Here is a 16,192-nt window from a genome sequence, read left to right on the forward strand (position 1 = left end):
CGCGCGCCGGCGGCCATCGATCCGGCGCCGGCGCAGGGAATGGAAGGAGGGTCAGACCTTGTCGGGCTTGCCTTCATTACCCGCGATGTACGGGCTCCACGGCTGCGCACGCACCGTGGTCTTGGTTTTCCACACGACGTTGAACTGCCCGTCCGGGCGAATCTCGCCGATCATCACCGGCTTGTGCAGGTGGTGATTGCCGTCCATGACCATGTCGAAGCCGTCCGGCGACTTGAAGGACTGGCCGATCATCGCGGTGCGTACCTTGTCGACGTCGACGCTGCCCGCTTTCTCGACGGCCTGCTTCCACATATGCATGCCGACGAACGTGGCTTCCATCGGATCGTTCGTGACGCGCTTGTCGCCGCCGGGCAGGCCCTTGGCCTTGACGTAGGCGAACCACTCCTTCTTGAACGCGTCGTTGGTCGGGTTCTTCACCGACATGAAGTAGTTCCATGCCGCGAGGTGCCCGACGAGCGGCTTCGTGTCGATGCCGCGCAGTTCCTCTTCACCGACGGAGAAGGCCACCACCGGCACGTCGGTGGCCTTCAGGCCCTGGTTGCCGAGTTCCTTGTAGAACGGTACGTTCGAGTCGCCGTTGATGGTCGAGATGACCGTGGTCTTGCCGCCCTGGGCGAACTGCTTGATGTTGGCGACGATGGTCTGGTAATCACTGTGGCCGAACGGCGTGTAGACCTCCTGAATGTCCTTGTCGGCGACGCCCTTCGAATGCAGGAAGGCGCGCAGGATCTTGTTGGTCGTGCGCGGATAGACGTAGTCGGTGCCGAGCAGGAAGAAGCGCTTGGCGCCGCCGCCTTCCTTGCTCATCACGTATTCCACGGCCGGGATCGCCTGCTGGTTCGGCGCCGCGCCCGTGTAGAAGACGTTCTTCGACATCTCTTCGCCTTCGTACTGCACCGGGTAATAGAGCAGGCCGTTGAGTTCTTCGAAGACGGGCAGCACCGACTTGCGCGACACCGACGTCCAGCAGCCGAACACGGCGGCGACCTTGTCCTTGGTGAGCAACTGACGCGCCTTTTCCGCGAAGAGCGGCCAGTTCGACGCCGGGTCGACCACCACGGCTTCGAGCGGGCGGCCCATCACGCCACCCTTGGCGTTGATGTCGGCGATCGTCATGAGCGCGACATCCTTGAGCGACGTCTCCGAGATGGCCATCGTGCCCGAGAGCGAGTGCAGGATGCCGACCTTGATGGGCGACTTGCTCTGCGCGAACAAGTTGGGCGCCATGCCCGTCAGCGATGCGGCGCCCGAGAGGGCCGCCATCTGGAGTAGCGTGCGTCGTTTCATGGTACGTCTTCCCCTTTCCTGGTTAGACCGGTCGATCCGGTACCGGAGGAGTAACGCAAGGGCCGTGCCAGCGATGGGCGGGATTGGGCATGCGAGGTAACGGTGCACGGTCGCGCAAGCAAAAGCGTCGAACGTCGCTAAGCGCGCGCAGGCCCGCGAGGGCGGCGTCTGCGCGTCGAATCGTCAGGGTCGATCATGTCGTACGCATGGGACTCTGCGCAGGGGTTCATCGGCGTGTCGTCTTCCGAACGAAGCAGTGTGGTGCGGCTGCGCGCTGAGTTGGTGCGCACCGAGTTGGCGCGATTCGGTGGCATGACCACCAGGAAGGTCGCCGGCCAGGACGACTGCTTGGCGCCCGAGACGCCTGACGACGAGGTGGCATTTTTTGATGCATGATTGGCATTCGTGCCAAACCGGTCGACGGCAAGATGAGGGCTCCCGACGACTCTCCGACTTGTTCGACAACACGCTCATGACCGATGCCATTGCCGGGCGCGCCGCGCGCCCCACGGATTCCGAACCCAGCGGGCGCCCGAAGCGTTCCGGGCGCCCCGATCGTTCGATGGGCCGCCGCTATGCCGCGGTGCTGGCCGCGTGCCAGGCGTTATTCACGGCGGCGATGTCCGTCGACCTGACGTTGACGGGGCTTGTCGGTTACATGCTGGCGTCCGACAAAGGTTATGCGACGCTGCCGTTTTCGCTGATTACCGTGGCGTCCGCCATCACCACGATCTTTGCGTCGATGTTGATCCAGCGTATCGGTCAGCGTCTCGGCTTCGCGCTGGGCGCATTGTTCGGCACGGTCGGCGGGCTGGTGTCGGTCATGGCGATCTACGAGCGTCACTTTGCGATGTTCTGCGCGGGTACGGCGTGTGTGGGGGTGTTTCAGGCGTTCGCGCGCTATTACCGGCTGGCAGCGGCCGACGTCGTGCCGCTCGACGACAAGCCACGCGCGATTTCCATCGTGCTCACCGGCGGCGTGCTGGCGGCGGTGATCGGACCGGCGCTCGCGGCAGGCAGTAAAAACTGGCTCGCGCCGGTGACGTTCGCGGGATCGTATCTCGTCGTGGCGATTCTCTCGGCGATATCGTTGGTGTTGCTCGTCGGATTGCTGCGCGATTTACCGGTGCATGCGGCTGCCAGTGCCACCGGCGACGCGGATGCATTACCGGCCAGGCCGCTCGGCGAGATCATGCGTCAGCCGATTTATGTGGCGGCGCTGGCGAACAACCTGATCGGCTTCATGGTGATGATGTTCGTCATGACGGCGACGCCCATCGCGGCGGTGACGTGTGGGCACAGCATCGACGACGGCGCGCACATCATCGAGTGGCACTTGGTGGGGATGTATGCGCCGTCGTTCTTCTCGGGGCATCTCGTCAAGCGCTGGGGCGTGGTGCCGGTGTTGCTGGCGGGCATTGCGATGAGCGCCCTGTGCGGTGTCGTGGCGCTCGCGTCGACGAGCCTGCCGTACTTCTATGCGGCGTTGGCGTTGCTCGGCGTGGGATGGAACTTCATGTTCGTGGGCGGCACGACGTTGCTCACGATGTCGTATCGTCCGGCGGAGCGTGCGCGCGCGCAGGCCGCCAACGAATTCATCACCTTCGCCGGGACGGCGCTCGCGAGTCTGTTCGCGGGGCAACTGCTCGCTCGCTTCGGCTGGGCCACCATCAACCAGGCGACCTTCCCGTTGCTGGCGCTCGCGGCGCTGGCGACGGTGTGGTATGCCGTCGACGCGAAGCGCCGTGCGGTGCCCGCGACGGCCTGACGCTCCGACATTCTCGCGATCATGAACCCACCTCGTCTCGTTGCCTTTCTCATCGTGCCGCCGTTCGTGTTGCTGGATCTGGCCGGACCGCTCGACGCGTTTCACGCCGTCATTCGCAACTTCGCGGCGTTGGGGCAAGCGACACCGTATCGCACCGTGGTGGTGTCCGAGCATGGTGGGCCGGTGGAGACGGGCTCGGGTATCACGCTGCACACCGAGCCGATGCGCGCGCTCGAAACGATGTCCGTCGACACATTGATCGCGGTGGGCGGCGCGGTGGCGCATCGTCCGGCGGTGCCGGGTGAGGTGGGCGAGTGGTTGCGCGCCTACGCGCCGCGTGTGCGGCGTGTGTGTTCGGTGTGTGTGGGGGCGTTCATTCTGGGGGCGGCGGGGTTGTTGGATGGACGTCGCGCGACGACGCACTGGCTCGACACGGCGATGTTGCAGGCGTGTTATCCGAAGGCGCGGGTCGAGTCGGATCCGATTTATGTGCGTGAGGATCCGGTCTGGACCTCGGCGGGCATTACGGCGGGGATCGACCTGGGGTTGGCGTTGGTCGAGGACGATTTGGGGGCGGATATCGCGTTGCAGGCGGCGCGTCGGCTGGTGGTGTTCCTCAAGCGTGCTGGGGGGCAATCGCAGTTCAGCCCGCCATTGCAGGCGCAGGTCGCGGCGGGAGCGCCGTTCGGCGATTTGCATGCGTGGATGTCCGAACGGCTCGATGGCGATCTGTCGGTGGTGCGGCTGGCCGAGCAGGCGAACATGAGCGCGCGCACGTTTGCGCGGAGTTATCTCGCGCGGACGGGGTCGACGCCGGCCAAGGCGGTCGAGCGCATGCGCTTGGAGGCGGCCCGGTTTGCCTTGCTCGATTCGGATGCGCCGCTCAAGCGCATCGCCGCGCGCGTGGGCTTCGGCGACGAACAAAACCTGCGCCGCGCGTTTCAACGCCAGTACGGCGTGACGCCGGTGGCGTATCGGGAGCGGTTTGGGGTGATGGGCGTGGCGTAGGCGTGAGACGTTTGCGGCGGCCAGGGATGGTCGGCGTCAAATGACGCTGCAGTGGTGACGATCAGGCAAACGACATTTCGGAATCTGCCGATTTCGAACGGTTCGCGTTCCATCGATACTTCACGGATCGCACCTATCGTCACCACACCGAGACCTCACTGTGTCCGTCATCTTGATCTGGCCGATAGCAAGGTCTCGGTCCTTAATTTAAATGACGACTGCTTCTTCGTCAGCGAGCAGTTCGATCCGGCGGCCAACGAGCGATTTCGAATCGCCGATGGCACGTCATTGCCCAACGTTCATGGCGTGATGGCCATTGCCGTGGGTTTCAACGCGACGCGGATTCCCGTGGTGGTGGACTCGGGCGCGGGTGCCAGCACACTTCCGGCGGCCCTGCTCAACGCGCGCCTCCGGTTCGCCTTGCTCGAACGGACCGACGCGTCTCCTCCGAGGCAATTCCTGCAGGGGACTTAGACCGCAGACCCTACGCCGCCCACTTCCCCGCCGCCCCGGGTAAACACCGTCAATTCAGTCCCGCCAGCGTCAGCCAGTTGACAGCTAGTCCTCCCTAAGATTCGTTCACTGCTCACGATGCTTCCTTGAGCGGGTTTGCATGAACAACAATCAGATGCAGGAGACAGCGGATGAAACGGTGGGCGAAGTTACCTAAGAGGCGAGAACGTCGTTCGAAATTGGACAAGTCGTTGTCGGCGAAAGTCCTGTGCTGCGCAATTGCAGGTCTCGGCGCGATGCCGGCAGCACATGCCGATGACATGAGCAAGCTTCAGGCGGAGATTCACGATCTGTCGGTACGGCTCGATCAGTTGAAAATGGCGCAGAGCCAGACAGCCAAGAATCCCGTCGCGGTGTCCGTGGCGCAAGCGCCGACCGAGAGTCTGCCGCCGACGAAGGCCGAGCAGATGAGCATTTCGGACCAGTACATCCGTCGCGGGGCCATGCCGGGGTCGTTCATCGTCCCGGGCACCGACACCTCGCTCAGTATTGGCGGCTTCATCAATTTTCAGGGCATTTACGATCCCACCGAAAATCTCGGGCCAAAGTTTGCGATAGGCAATCTGGATCCTGCCGGCAGCAACGCCCGAGCGCAATCGGCACGTACCTTCCATTTCCAGGACAAGGTTTCACGACTGGTCGTGGGGAGCAGCACGCCAAGCCCGTACGGCAACATCACCACCAATTTCGGACTCGACTTCTACGGCTTCGTCTCGGGTGGCGACAACAACCAGGCATTGCAGAACAATAGCTGGGGTGCCCGCGTGGTCACCGCTTACGGCACGATTGGCGGGTTCCTCGTCGGTATGGCGAATTCGAACTTCATCGACGACCCGGACGCGGTGGAGACATTCGACAACGCCGGACAGGCAGGCCTCCCGGCCGCGCGCACGCCGCAAGTCCGTTACACGCTGCCGCTCGGCAAAGGCAGTGCCGTGTCGTTCGCACTGGAAAACCCGCAGACCGGCTACCAGGATACGCGCGGCAACATCGAGGCCGTGACGAAATCGAACCCGTTCCCGGATCTGAGCGTGAAGTACGAGCGCGAAGCCGCCTGGGGCCACTTTCAGGTTTCAGGGATTGCCCGTGAGCTCGGCTTTACCGACCAGAATGGATCGCGCACGACAAAGCTTGCGGGCGCGATGCTGATGGGTGCGACATTCAATCTGCCCAAGGCGGGCGGCGGATATGGTCGTGACAATTTCGGCGGCCAGGTCTGGTACGGCGCATTGGGCCGATACATTCCGGACGATTTCGGTGCCAACACGGCTTCCGTGCTCGCGATCAACAACGGAACGGCCGCCAACCCCACAGGGGCCACGGATGTCCAGATTCAGCCCGAGCTTGGGGGAGGCCTGTTCTTCCAGCATTGGTGGACCGACAAGCTGCGTTCGAACATTGGATTCGGATACAACCACCAGCGATTGGCGTCGTTCCTGCCCGCCGATCCGCAGAACGCCGTCACTACCAAGACCGTTCACCTCAACCTGATTTATCGACCATTCCGCACCGTCGACGTGGGCATCGAGGTGATGTGGGGGCAAAAGACGTTCCAGAACTCGACGGGACTGTCTGCCGCGACGGCAAAACGTATCGAGGCCGGCGGAATCTGGCATTTCTGATCCGACGTTGGCGAGCGGATTGGCATGAAATATCGAAGCAAATGCGGCTTGCCGCTATCGCTTCCCGTACTTGCTACGCTTCGCGCTGTCCCGAAAGCCGCATGACGCAAGGGGATTTCTCTTTCGAGTGTTGTGTAGTCGAACGTATATAGGACTCCTATTTTTTGTGGAGGTGACCATTTACTCGGAAGTTTCAGTGAAGCTTTATTCACGAGCCCTTTCCTGCTTATCGGTAATGGGTCACTGACGGGGTAGCCCGATACGGGTTCGAAGAGAACTCGATGTGGGCAGTGTGTGATTTTTGCAATTCACTCATCGGCGTCCACCATGCGGTCGGATGTCGATGGGTACACGATATAAGGTTTGCGATGGTAGAGAATTCAGCAGGGCAAGGAGGTATTCAGTTCTCCGGGGTGACGAAGCGATTTCCCACGCGAGACGGCACGGAAAAGACGGTGTTGCGCGATGTCAGCCTCGTCATCGAGCCGGGCATGTTCTGCGCGGTGGTGGGGCCGACCGGATGCGGAAAGTCCACAACCTTGACGCTGGCGGCAGGGTTGTATCGACCCAGCGCCGGCGTTGTCAAGGTATCTGGCCAGGCCGTCGACGGAATTTCCGGCGGTGCCGGCTTCGTCTTCCAGAACGACGCACTCCTTCCCTGGAAGTCGATCCTGAAGAATGTGGCGCTCGGGCCGTCGTTTCGTGGCGTCCCGAAAGCGGCCGCGATGGACGAGGCGCGTGAGTGGCTGCGGATCGTCGGTCTGTCGGGCTTCGAAGACTACTTCCCGTATCAGCTGTCCGGGGGCATGCGCAAGCGCGTCAGCCTTGCCGCCGCACTCATCAACAAACCCTCCATGCTTCTCATGGATGAGCCGTTCTCTGCGCTTGATGTGCAAACGCGGGCCATCATGTCCAACGAATTGCTGACGCTGTGGGAGCGCACCCGACCTTCGGTCCTGTTCGTGACGCACGACCTTGAGGAGGCGATCGCCCTCGCCGATCGCGTCGTGGTGATGACCGCAGGGCCTGCCACCGTCAAGGCGGTGTTCGACATCGACCTGCCGAGGCCGCGCGGCGAAGTGCAGGAGATCCGCTTCCATCCGCGGTTTCTCGATCTTTATCAACAAATCTGGGATTCGCTGCGCGAGGAAGTCGAGCAAGCCTATTCCCGAACGACCTCCGCAGCGAAGGTCAGGGGGGCCTCGGCATGACCAGCTCGAACTCAAGTGCAAAGCTTAACGGCGCGTTGGCAGGAAGCGATTCGGTGACGGTGGCGGCCGCCGCGCGACGCAAGGCACAGCGCCGCAAGAACCTGGTTTGGTTGGGGCGCGCAACCCTGTTCGTACTGTTGGTCGGCGGCTGGCAGCTGTTTTCATCCTGGGGAGTCATCGACCCATTCTTCTTCGGATCGCCGAGCGGGATCGTCGCTCGACTCATTGAATGGGCGCGCAGCGGGACAGCTTACGGCTCTATTTGGCTGCAGATCTGGGTCACGATCGAAGAGTCGCTCCTCGGCTTTATTGCAGGCGTGACGTCCGGCATCCTGTTCGGCGTGCTGTTGGGCGAGATCCCGTATCTGGCAGACGTGGTCGGCCCATTCATCAAGATCGTCAACGCGCTGCCGCGGATCGTGTTGGGCTCGGTGCTCGTCATGTGGCTGGGGCTCGGCATGCCGTCGAAGGTGGTGCTGGCCGCCGTCCTCGTGTTCTTTGTCGTGTTCTTCAACGCGTTCCAGGGCGTGCGCAGCGTCGATCGCAACCTGATCGCCAACGTGCGCATTCTGGGCGGATCGCGCTTCGATGTCATCGCGAACGTCGTCTTCCCGTCCGCGATGACGTGGATTATCGCGAGCCTGCACGTCGCCTTGGGTTTCTCGATCATCGGGGCCATCGTCGGTGAATTTCTGGGCGCGCAGCAAGGCCTGGGCCTGGTGATCGCGACGGCCCAGAACACGTTCGACGCCAATGGTGTCTTCGGCGCGATGCTGATCATCGGTGTCGTCGCGCTCAGCGCGGAAGTGTTGATGGCCATGCTGGAAAAGCGACTGCTTTCCTGGCAGCCGCCAACGGGTGCCGATAGCAACATGCCGGGCGTTTGACCCCGCCCAACTTATGCAACACGAGTGGAAACCACCGACTAGGGATCGCCTCGCGCAATCCCGAATATCCAAGGAGATGAGAGTCATGAAACAGAAATCACACGCTGTAAAGCTTTTGGCGGGCGTGCTGTGCGCCGTGGGCCTGTTCAGCGGTCACGCCATGGCGGCCACGCTACCCAAAGTGAGCATGATGATCGGCGGGATCGACAAGCAGATCTATCTACCGTACCAACTCGCGCAGAATCTCGGCTTCTTCAAGAAGTACGGCGTTGACATGCAGTTGAGCACGGAAACGGCCGGCGGTGTTGGCGCGGAAGAGGCCGTGGTGTCCGGGCAGGTCGAGATGGCGGGGGCCTGGTACCTGCATACCATCGATTTCCAGCAGCATGGCAAGAACGTGATCGGCATCGTCCAGCTCAGCGGCGCGCCGGGCGAGCGAGAAATGTGTGCGACTGACGCTGGCGTCAAGACGCCGGCCGACTGGAAAGGCAAGGTGGTGGGCGTGACCGACGTCGGGTCGGGAACCGACGACCTGACGCTCTACCTTGCCGCCCGCTACCACCTGACGTCAAAAGACTTCACCCGCGTAGGCGTTGGTGCGGGGCCGACCCTGATCGGTGCGCTCAAGCACAACCGAATTGTCTGCGGAATGACGACTCAACCGACCGTCAACGCCGTCGAGAAAATGCGTCTCGGCTACTCCGCGATCGATCTTGCCACCGGCCCGGGCGTCAACAAGTGGCTGGGCGGCTACTGGCCGACGGCCAGCGTGCTTGCGCGAGGCGAGTGGGTACAGGCACACCCGGTTGAAACGCAGGCCGTTGTCAACGCGATGGTCGCCACCATGCACTGGATCCATACGCATAGCGCCGCGGAGATCGCAGATCATCTGCCAAAGGATTTCGTCAGCAATCAGCTGTCGAGCAAGGAGGAATACATCAAAGCGCTCGAGCAGGACAAGGGCCAGTTTCTGCCGGATGGCCTGATGCCGAAGGGCGGCCCCGAAACCGTCCTCGCCGTGGAAAAGCTGGCCGGCAAGATCGTTAAGCCGATCAATCTCGACGCGACGTACACAAATGACTTCGCGATCAAAGCCAATACGCTGCTGGCGAGCGAAGCCAAGGGAGGGAAATAACCGATTGCCTGAATCGGAAGGGGCACGTAATTTGCTGCCAAATGCCCCTTTCCGCAAAAAATGACGTCTGACAGGAGCTGTCTGCGCTTGCGCGGATACCTCCTGATCGGCGCAGCGTGAGCGACCGCGAGGAAACGGTGCGAGACGAACATTCGGCGCAAGTGCGGCACTCGGGTGAAACGCGCCCAAGCCGCGGCTTCGCCAAGACGACTTGAAGTCCGACGTCGCTTGGCCAGTCGAATATCCCTGAGCCGAGAAACCCGGGATCATCGATCACCGTCCTTTGCGAGATTCGTGATCTCTGCAGGCGACGTTTCGTCCCGCTACGTGCGACCCGCCGCTGTCCTGTCGCTTGTTTTGCGCAACCGGAGGCGGATTGCCGACACAGTTTCTGCGTGGACTGTTTAATAGCTCGATGAAACTACTACTTGTAGAAGACAACCTGGAATTTGCGCTCTGGCTCAGCAAGGCATTGCAGGCAGAGCGCTTTACTGTCGAGTGCGTGCATGACGGCTCGACAGCGATTCATCACATCGAGCAGTCGCAGTACGATTTGTTGTTGCTCGACCTTCGTCTGCCGGGCATGGATGGGCGCAGCGTGTTGCGCAACATCCGTCGGCGGCGCAACGATATGCCGGTGCTGGTCGTGACGGCCAACGCATCGGTTGACGCCAAGGTCGACTGTCTGGATCACGGTGCGGATGACTATGTGGACAAGCCGTTCGAACTGAGGGAACTCGTTGCGCGCATCAAGGCGCTGATTCGGAGGCGGGGGCGTAGCAGCCAATCGATCGTGCAATGCGCCGATTTGCAGTTCGATCTGGATACCCACGAGTTCCGGGCAGCGGGCCTGCCGCTCGAGCTGACACTGCGCGAGCACGATGTGCTTGAAACGCTGATGCTGCGCCAGGGCAAGACGGTCACGAAGGCGCAGTTGATGGTCAAGGTATTCGATCTAGGCAGCGAGGCGAGCGAAAACGCCATCGAGACCTACGTGCACCGTCTGCGCCGCAAGCTTGCGGGCTCCCAGGCACGTATCCTCACCCTGCGCGGCTTGGGCTACTTGTTGCGCGATGCCGGCGCAACGACATGAACCAGTTGCGCGTTCGCCTGCTGCTGTGGGTTCTGGTGCCCATGACACTGGTATTGGCGTTGATGGCGGGGCTGTCGTTGGAGAATGCGCGCAGTACCGCGCGCCTGGTTCAGGACCGCCGGCTGCTGGCGTCCGCCGAGGTGATGGCCGGGCAGGTGCGCTGGCAGGACGAACGATTGAGCGCAGAAACACCGCCGGCAGCACTCCGAATGTTCGCTTCACGGGCGCAGGATCGCGTCTATTTCCAGGTGCGCGCAACCCCCGGCGAACTGCTCGCCGGCTGGCCGGATCTGCCCCAAGGCGCTGCGCCGGATAATGGCGCCCCTTCTTATAGCGATATTCAGTATCGCGGCAATGACCTGCGCATGGTGACGCTGATGCGCCGCGTGTACCGGAACGGACACACGACATCCGTGTCGGTGAGCGTAGCCGAGAGCCACAACGCCTTCCATCGTCTGATCGCCACGCTATGGCGGCCTGTCCTTATCCAGGAGTCGGTGCTGCTCGCGGTGGCGCTGGCGCTCATGATCGTCGGGTTGACGCTCGAACTGAGGCCGCTTTTGTTGCTTCGCAGAGATTTGGAAGCGCGCGAAACGGACGATCTGACGCCGCTGGAAACAGTGCAGTTGCAAGGCGAGCTGCAACCCATCGTCGAGACGATCAACCAATACGCAACGCGTCTGACCGCACAGGTCAACATACAGAAAAGGTTTGTCGCAGACGCGGCGCACCAGCTGCGCACGCCGGTCGCGCTTGTCAGCACCCAACTCGACTACGCCACCCACCTTGCCGTCGATCCCGAGTTGAAGGAAACCCTTCGCGCCGTGCGTGCATGCACCCGGCGTCTCAAGGATCTCATCAACCAGTTGCTGAGCCTCTCTCACGCGGAAGCCGCTCGCGGCACCCATCTGCCGCGTCAGAACGTGAATCTGCTCGAATTGACGCAGCAGGTACTGGTTGACCTGTCGCTGCTGGCGGATGACAGGGGTATCGATCTCGGCTTGAGTTCGAGCAGTACAGACGTTTGCGTGAAGTCTTATCCAGCGCTGGTCCACGCGCTACTTTTCAATCTGGTGGATAACGCGGTGCGCTATACGCCGCGCGGAGGCAATGTGACCGTCCATGCAGGGCTTGCGGGTGCGGACGCCATTCTGCAGGTCGACGACACGGGGCCGGGCATATCGGACGCACTCAAGCCGCACGTCTTCGAGCGCTTCAGCCGCGGTAACGTTTCCGACAACAATGGGTTCGGGCTCGGCCTCGCCATTGTCAACGAGGCAGCAAAGGCTTGCGGCGGTGTCGTCGAGTTGTCGAGCCGGCCGGGCGGCGTCGGACTCAGTGCCGTTGTCCGATTGCCGGCAAACGTAACGTAGCGCGCCTCAGGATATAGACGGCATGCCTCGCAGCAATGCCGCCTGACTTTATACAGCGTACACGGGAACAAGCATGAGCACTTTGAGGCGTATTGCCGTCACGACGGTCATGATGGCCGAATTCTGTTCGCTCGCGAGCGTCGTCCACGCCGCCGAGAAGATCACGATCATGGTCGGCGGCGAGGACAAGATCATCTATTTGCCGGTGTTGTTGGCGACGCGACTTGGCTACTTCGCAAAGCAGGGGCTGGATGTCGCCGTCGTCACGGAGCCGGCCGGGGTCAATGCCGAGAACGAGATGATTGCCGGCTCGGTGCAGGGCGTGGCGGGTTTCTACGACCACACCATCGATTTGCAAAGCAAGGGGACCGAAGTCGAATCCGTGGTGCAGTTCTCAAACGTGCCTGGCGAGGTAGAGCTGGTTTCAACCACCCAGCAGGAAACGATTGGCTCGCTGATCGACTTTCAGGGAAAGTCGCTAGGCGTGACCGGGCTCGGTTCGTCGACCGATTTCCTGACCCAATATCTGGCAAGCAAAGTGGGTCTTGATAGAGATGATTATCGTCTGGTGCCGGTCGATGCTGGCAAGACTTTCATTTCTGCCATGCGACAACATCTGATCGTCGCCGGTATGACGACCGATCCCACCGCGGTTGAACTGCTATCGACGGGCGAGGCCAAGGTGCTGGTGGATCTGCGCACCGAAGCGGGCACGCGTGATGCCCTCGGCGACATCTATCCTGCGGCATGTATTTACATGCCCACGGCTTGGGTCGATGCACATCGGGACGAGACGGGGCGGCTGGTCAAAGCGATTGTCGGCGCACTGCGATACCTGCATGCTCACAGTGCCGAGCAAATCGTCGATCTGTTGCCGCGTAATTACTACAACGGCAAAAGGACACTGTATGTCGCTGCCATGAAGTCATTTTTGCCTATGTTCACGAGCGACGGGCGTATGCCTGCGGGCGGACCGCAAGCTGTGCTGAAGGTGCTGTCCGCGATTATGCCAGCGGTGAAAGCGGCCGACATCGACTTGTCGAAGACGTACACTGCCGCCTTCGTCGAGAGCGCTGCCAAGTCTGCCAAGTAACGGCGAAGCTGACGTTGCTGGCGAACCTTGGTCGGTTGGATGTCGACGGCATGTCGGCGGTCTCGCCAAGCAGATCGCATCGGCCGACACATGGCGTCAAGCCGCCAACTTCCCCGTCGCTGCCCGATCGAGAAAGCGGAACAGGCGTGCGTCGTCCGAATAGGCGACGTTGAAGCGGAACCAGCGGCAGGGCTCGTTGTGCGCCAGGAAGAACTCGCCCGGTGCCAACATGATGCTCTCAGACAGCGCCGCTTCGGCCAGTTCGCGCGCCGGTTGTGCCGTCTCCGGCAAGCTGCCGCACACAAACATCCCGCCTTCCGGCTGCGCCAGCAGTGTCACCCCGTGCGACTGCAACTGCGTGATGAGACGCGCGCGCGAACGCGTCAGCCGGTCCGACAGTCTTTCGATATGCTTTCGGTGACGTCCCTCGGTGAGAATCGCATGCACGATGCGCTCGTTGATCTCCGAGGACGTGAGGCCCGCCACCATCTTGCTGCGCGCGATCTCATGCGCGAGATCGCGCGAACACGCCAGATAGCCCACACGGACCGACGGCGATATCGTCTTCGAAAAGCTCGACACATAGATCACGCGCGACAGGCCATCCATCGCCGCCAGTGACGGTGTGCCCGCCGGCGCCAGTTCCCGATAGATGTCGTCTTCGACGATCCAGAAACCATGCTGCTCGGCACACTGCAAGATGCGATGCGCCGCCGCCGGGGTGAGCGAGGTGCCCAACGGATTCTGCAACGCTGGATTCACGAACAGCGCGCGCGGACGGTGCGTCTGCGCCGCCTGCTCCAGCGCGGCGAGATCCAGACCGGCCTCGGTGCGTGGAATGCCCACGACGTTGAGGCCCGCCAGACGCAACACCGCCAGCAGATTGCAGTACGCCGGTGCCTCGACCAATACCGTATCGCCCGGCTTGAGCAGCGTGCGCACCACCAGATCGAGCGCCTGCGTCGCGCCATGCGTGAGCACGATGTGCTCGGGCGGCGCGTCGATGGACAACTCGCCGAGGCGCCGCGCCAGCCACTGACGCAACGGCCCATACCCCCGCGGATGTCCGTAGTGCGCGAAATGCGCGCCCGGCCCCTTCGAGAGCGAACGCAGCGCGCCATGCAGCCCGTCTTCGTCGAGCCAGCTGTCAGGCAACCATCCGCAGCCGCTCTTCACCGCGATCGCGTCGTCCGCGAAGATCTCGGAAAGCAGCCACGCATTGGTGACTTCGCTGGCCGTGGTGCTCACCGCCAGCGCCCCGCCGGGGCTGGTCAGCCCCGTGTCTCGCGCGTCGGCCGCCCCCGCGACGAAGAAGCCCGCGCCGCGCCGGGCCACGAGCGTGCCGCGCGCGACGAGCCGGTCATACGCCTCGACCACCGTGAACGTGCTGATGCCGTGCGCCTTGGCCAGTGACCGGATCGACGGCATGCGCATGCCGCCGTGCAGCGTCTGACGCTGTAACGCTCGCTCGACCTCCCGCACGATCTGATCGACGAGTGCTTCCGGTTGGGCGCGGTTCAGGGAAAAGGCAAGCGGTTGGACCATGGTATCGGGGCATCGGCTGTTGCCAATACAGTTTAGGCGATTGACCAATACAGAATATACATTTTGCGAGTGACTGTACATGTCTGTATCGGTTCGTCTCTCGTAGGATCGATCCCATCCACCCGTGGCGCGCCGTCGTGCCGAGCGCGGGACATTCTGATCGAGCCAAGCTCTGGGGAGACCCCGCGATGAACATGAAAGACCTGAATCTCGACATGACGGCGTTCTGGATGCCGTTCACCAACAACCGTCAGTTCAAAAGCTCGCCGCGCCTGTTGGTGAAGGCCGAGGGCATGTATTACACGTCGTCGGACAATCGCAAGATTCTCGACGGCACCGCCGGTCTGTGGTGTGTGAACGCCGGCCACTGTCGCACCGAGATTGTCGAGGCGATCCGCCAGCAGGCCGGTGAGATGGACTTTGCACCGACGTTCCAGATGGGACACCCGAAGGCGTTCGAGGCCGCGAGCAAGATCGCCGCGATCACGCCGCAGGGGCTCGATCGCATTTTCTTCACGAACTCGGGCTCGGAGTCGGTCGACACCGCCCTGAAGATCGCCCTGGCCTACCATCGTGCGCGCGGCGAAGGCCAGCGCACACGGCTCATCGGTCGCGAGCGCGGTTATCACGGTGTGGGCTTCGGCGGGATTTCGGTCGGCGGCATCTCGCCGAACCGCAAGGCCTATTCGGGGCAACTGCTGCCGGCGGTCGACCATCTGCCGCACACGCTCAACATCAAGGAGGCGGCCTTCACGAAGGGGCAGCCGGCCTGGGGCGCCCATCTGGCCGACGAACTCGAACGTTTGGTGACGCTGCACGACGCGTCGACCATCGCCGCCGTGATCGTCGAGCCGCTCGCCGGTTCGACCGGGGTGCTGGTGCCGCCTCACGGCTATCTGCAAAAGCTGCGCGAGATCTGCGACAAGCACGGCATTCTGCTGATTTTCGACGAAGTCATCACCGGACTTGGCCGCCTGGGCAAGCCGTTCGCCGCTCAGTATTTCGGCGTGACGCCGGACATCATGACGATGGCCAAGGGCGTGAACAATGCCGCCGTTCCGATGGGCGCCGTCGCGGTGAAGACGGGCGTGCACGACACCATCGTCGACGCCGGTAACTCGGGCGCGATCGAGTTCTTCCACGGCTATACCTACTCGGGTCATCCGCTGGCCGCGGCCGCGGCGTGCGCCGCGCTCGATCTGTACAAGAGTGAAGGCCTGTTCGAACGCGCCGCAACGCTTGCGCCGCATTTCGAGAAGGTCATTCACGGTCTGCGCGATCTGCCGAACGTCATCGACATCCGGAACCTCGGCATGGTCGGCGGCATCGAGCTGTCCAACCGCGACGGCAAGCCGGGCGCACGCGCGCATGAAATCTTCGTCAAGTGCTTCGAGAAGGGAGCACTGGTGCGTTACACGGGCGACATCCTGGCGTTCTCGCCGCCGCTCATCATCAGCGAAGCGCAGATCGACGAGTTGTTCGGCATCGTGTCGGAAGCCATTCGCGAGACGGCGTAAGCGACATCCACAGCAAGGCTGGGCGGCCGCCGCGCGACGCCCCGCCATCCTTCAGACAGTCAGGGCGAACGCCCGCCTCGGGCGGACGCTCGCCCACCGACAGCGATTTCACGGACATC

General features: G+C 62.5%; 14 protein-coding genes. 12 read left to right on the forward strand and 2 right to left on the reverse strand.

Annotation, left to right across the window (positions count from 1 at the left end; all coding sequences use genetic code 11):
* Positions 1-51: 51 nt before the first annotated feature.
* Positions 52-1,248, reverse strand: a complete 1,197-nt coding sequence (urtA, locus tag OYT13_RS01320) for an urea ABC transporter substrate-binding protein (protein ID WP_369751579.1) — start codon at positions 1,246-1,248, stop codon at positions 52-54.
* A gap of 255 nt (positions 1,249-1,503) precedes the next feature.
* On the opposite strand from urtA, the gene OYT13_RS01325 reads away from it, so the two are divergent.
* The 11 genes from OYT13_RS01325 (at position 1,504) to OYT13_RS01375 (ending at position 13,011) form a co-directional block, all read left to right on the forward strand.
* Complete coding sequence (locus OYT13_RS01325; RefSeq protein WP_017234034.1) at positions 1,504-1,704, forward strand: hypothetical protein; 201 nt, start codon at positions 1,504-1,506, stop codon at positions 1,702-1,704.
* 166 nt (positions 1,705-1,870) lie between these two features.
* The gene (locus tag OYT13_RS01330; protein ID WP_157211469.1) at positions 1,871-3,076 is read left to right on the forward strand and encodes an MFS transporter; all 1,206 of its coding nucleotides are present in this window, start codon (positions 1,871-1,873) and stop codon (positions 3,074-3,076) included.
* Between the two features lie 21 nt (positions 3,077-3,097).
* On the forward strand, positions 3,098-4,084 hold the full coding sequence (locus OYT13_RS01335) for a GlxA family transcriptional regulator (protein WP_017234036.1): 987 nt from the start codon (positions 3,098-3,100) through the stop codon (positions 4,082-4,084).
* Between the two features lie 51 nt (positions 4,085-4,135).
* Complete coding sequence (locus tag OYT13_RS01340; RefSeq protein WP_261939378.1) at positions 4,136-4,558, forward strand: hypothetical protein; 423 nt, start codon at positions 4,136-4,138, stop codon at positions 4,556-4,558.
* A gap of 299 nt (positions 4,559-4,857) precedes the next feature.
* Positions 4,858-6,219, forward strand: a complete 1,362-nt coding sequence (locus OYT13_RS01345) for a porin (RefSeq protein ID WP_261939377.1) — start codon at positions 4,858-4,860, stop codon at positions 6,217-6,219.
* 368 nt (positions 6,220-6,587) lie between these two features.
* Entirely contained in the window at positions 6,588-7,430 is an 843-nt protein-coding gene (locus OYT13_RS01350) for an ABC transporter ATP-binding protein (RefSeq protein WP_150562123.1), read from the forward strand.
* A 53-nt stretch (positions 7,431-7,483) separates the two neighbouring features.
* Positions 7,484-8,317, forward strand: a complete 834-nt coding sequence (locus tag OYT13_RS01355) for an ABC transporter permease (protein WP_268567158.1) — start codon at positions 7,484-7,486, stop codon at positions 8,315-8,317.
* A gap of 85 nt (positions 8,318-8,402) precedes the next feature.
* Positions 8,403-9,452 carry an ABC transporter substrate-binding protein gene (locus OYT13_RS01360; protein ID WP_261939375.1) on the forward strand — a complete coding sequence of 350 codons (1,050 nt, stop codon included), beginning with the start codon at positions 8,403-8,405 and terminating at the stop codon, positions 9,450-9,452.
* Between the two features lie 415 nt (positions 9,453-9,867).
* Positions 9,868-10,545, forward strand: a complete 678-nt coding sequence (locus OYT13_RS01365; protein ID WP_130024602.1) for a response regulator — start codon at positions 9,868-9,870, stop codon at positions 10,543-10,545.
* A complete protein-coding gene (locus tag OYT13_RS01370; RefSeq protein WP_261939374.1) occupies positions 10,542-11,918 on the forward strand; it encodes a sensor histidine kinase in 1,377 nt (458 codons plus the stop codon). The genes OYT13_RS01365 and OYT13_RS01370 overlap by 4 nt, the downstream gene beginning before the upstream one ends.
* A gap of 73 nt (positions 11,919-11,991) precedes the next feature.
* Positions 11,992-13,011 (forward strand): ABC transporter substrate-binding protein, encoded by a 1,020-nt coding sequence (locus tag OYT13_RS01375; protein WP_268567159.1) that lies wholly within the window; start codon positions 11,992-11,994, stop codon positions 13,009-13,011.
* A gap of 96 nt (positions 13,012-13,107) precedes the next feature.
* Here the strand turns inward: OYT13_RS01375 and OYT13_RS01380 are convergent, their stop codons facing one another.
* Complete coding sequence (locus tag OYT13_RS01380; RefSeq protein ID WP_017234037.1) at positions 13,108-14,556, reverse strand: aminotransferase-like domain-containing protein; 1,449 nt, start codon at positions 14,554-14,556, stop codon at positions 13,108-13,110.
* 188 nt (positions 14,557-14,744) lie between these two features.
* Here OYT13_RS01380 and OYT13_RS01385 point away from each other — a divergent pair, with 188 nt between their 5' ends.
* Positions 14,745-16,073 carry an aspartate aminotransferase family protein gene (locus OYT13_RS01385; RefSeq protein ID WP_017234038.1) on the forward strand — a complete coding sequence of 443 codons (1,329 nt, stop codon included), beginning with the start codon at positions 14,745-14,747 and terminating at the stop codon, positions 16,071-16,073.
* Positions 16,074-16,192: the final 119 nt, after the last annotated feature.

This window comes from Pandoraea sp. XJJ-1 (assembly GCF_026802345.1).
GTDB classification, from domain to species: Bacteria; Pseudomonadota; Gammaproteobacteria; order Burkholderiales; family Burkholderiaceae; genus Pandoraea; species Pandoraea cepalis.

Bases quoted from the DNA above. Each gene is read 5' to 3' on its own strand.
- urtA (WP_369751579.1), bottom strand. From the start codon at position 1,248: ATGGCGCCCAACTTGTTCGCGCAGAGCAAGTCGCCCATCAAGGTCGGC.
- OYT13_RS01325 (WP_017234034.1), top strand. From the start codon at position 1,504: ATGTCGTACGCATGGGACTCTGCGCAGGGGTTCATCGGCGTGTCGTCT.
- OYT13_RS01330 (WP_157211469.1), top strand. From the start codon at position 1,871: ATGGGCCGCCGCTATGCCGCGGTGCTGGCCGCGTGCCAGGCGTTATTC.
- OYT13_RS01335 (WP_017234036.1), top strand. From the start codon at position 3,098: ATGAACCCACCTCGTCTCGTTGCCTTTCTCATCGTGCCGCCGTTCGTG.
- OYT13_RS01345 (WP_261939377.1), top strand. From the start codon at position 4,858: ATGAGCAAGCTTCAGGCGGAGATTCACGATCTGTCGGTACGGCTCGAT.
- OYT13_RS01350 (WP_150562123.1), top strand. From the start codon at position 6,588: ATGGTAGAGAATTCAGCAGGGCAAGGAGGTATTCAGTTCTCCGGGGTG.
- OYT13_RS01360 (WP_261939375.1), top strand. From the start codon at position 8,403: ATGAAACAGAAATCACACGCTGTAAAGCTTTTGGCGGGCGTGCTGTGC.
- OYT13_RS01365 (WP_130024602.1), top strand. From the start codon at position 9,868: ATGAAACTACTACTTGTAGAAGACAACCTGGAATTTGCGCTCTGGCTC.
- OYT13_RS01370 (WP_261939374.1), top strand. From the start codon at position 10,542: ATGAACCAGTTGCGCGTTCGCCTGCTGCTGTGGGTTCTGGTGCCCATG.
- OYT13_RS01375 (WP_268567159.1), top strand. From the start codon at position 11,992: ATGAGCACTTTGAGGCGTATTGCCGTCACGACGGTCATGATGGCCGAA.
- OYT13_RS01380 (WP_017234037.1), bottom strand. From the start codon at position 14,556: ATGGTCCAACCGCTTGCCTTTTCCCTGAACCGCGCCCAACCGGAAGCA.
- OYT13_RS01385 (WP_017234038.1), top strand. From the start codon at position 14,745: ATGAACATGAAAGACCTGAATCTCGACATGACGGCGTTCTGGATGCCG.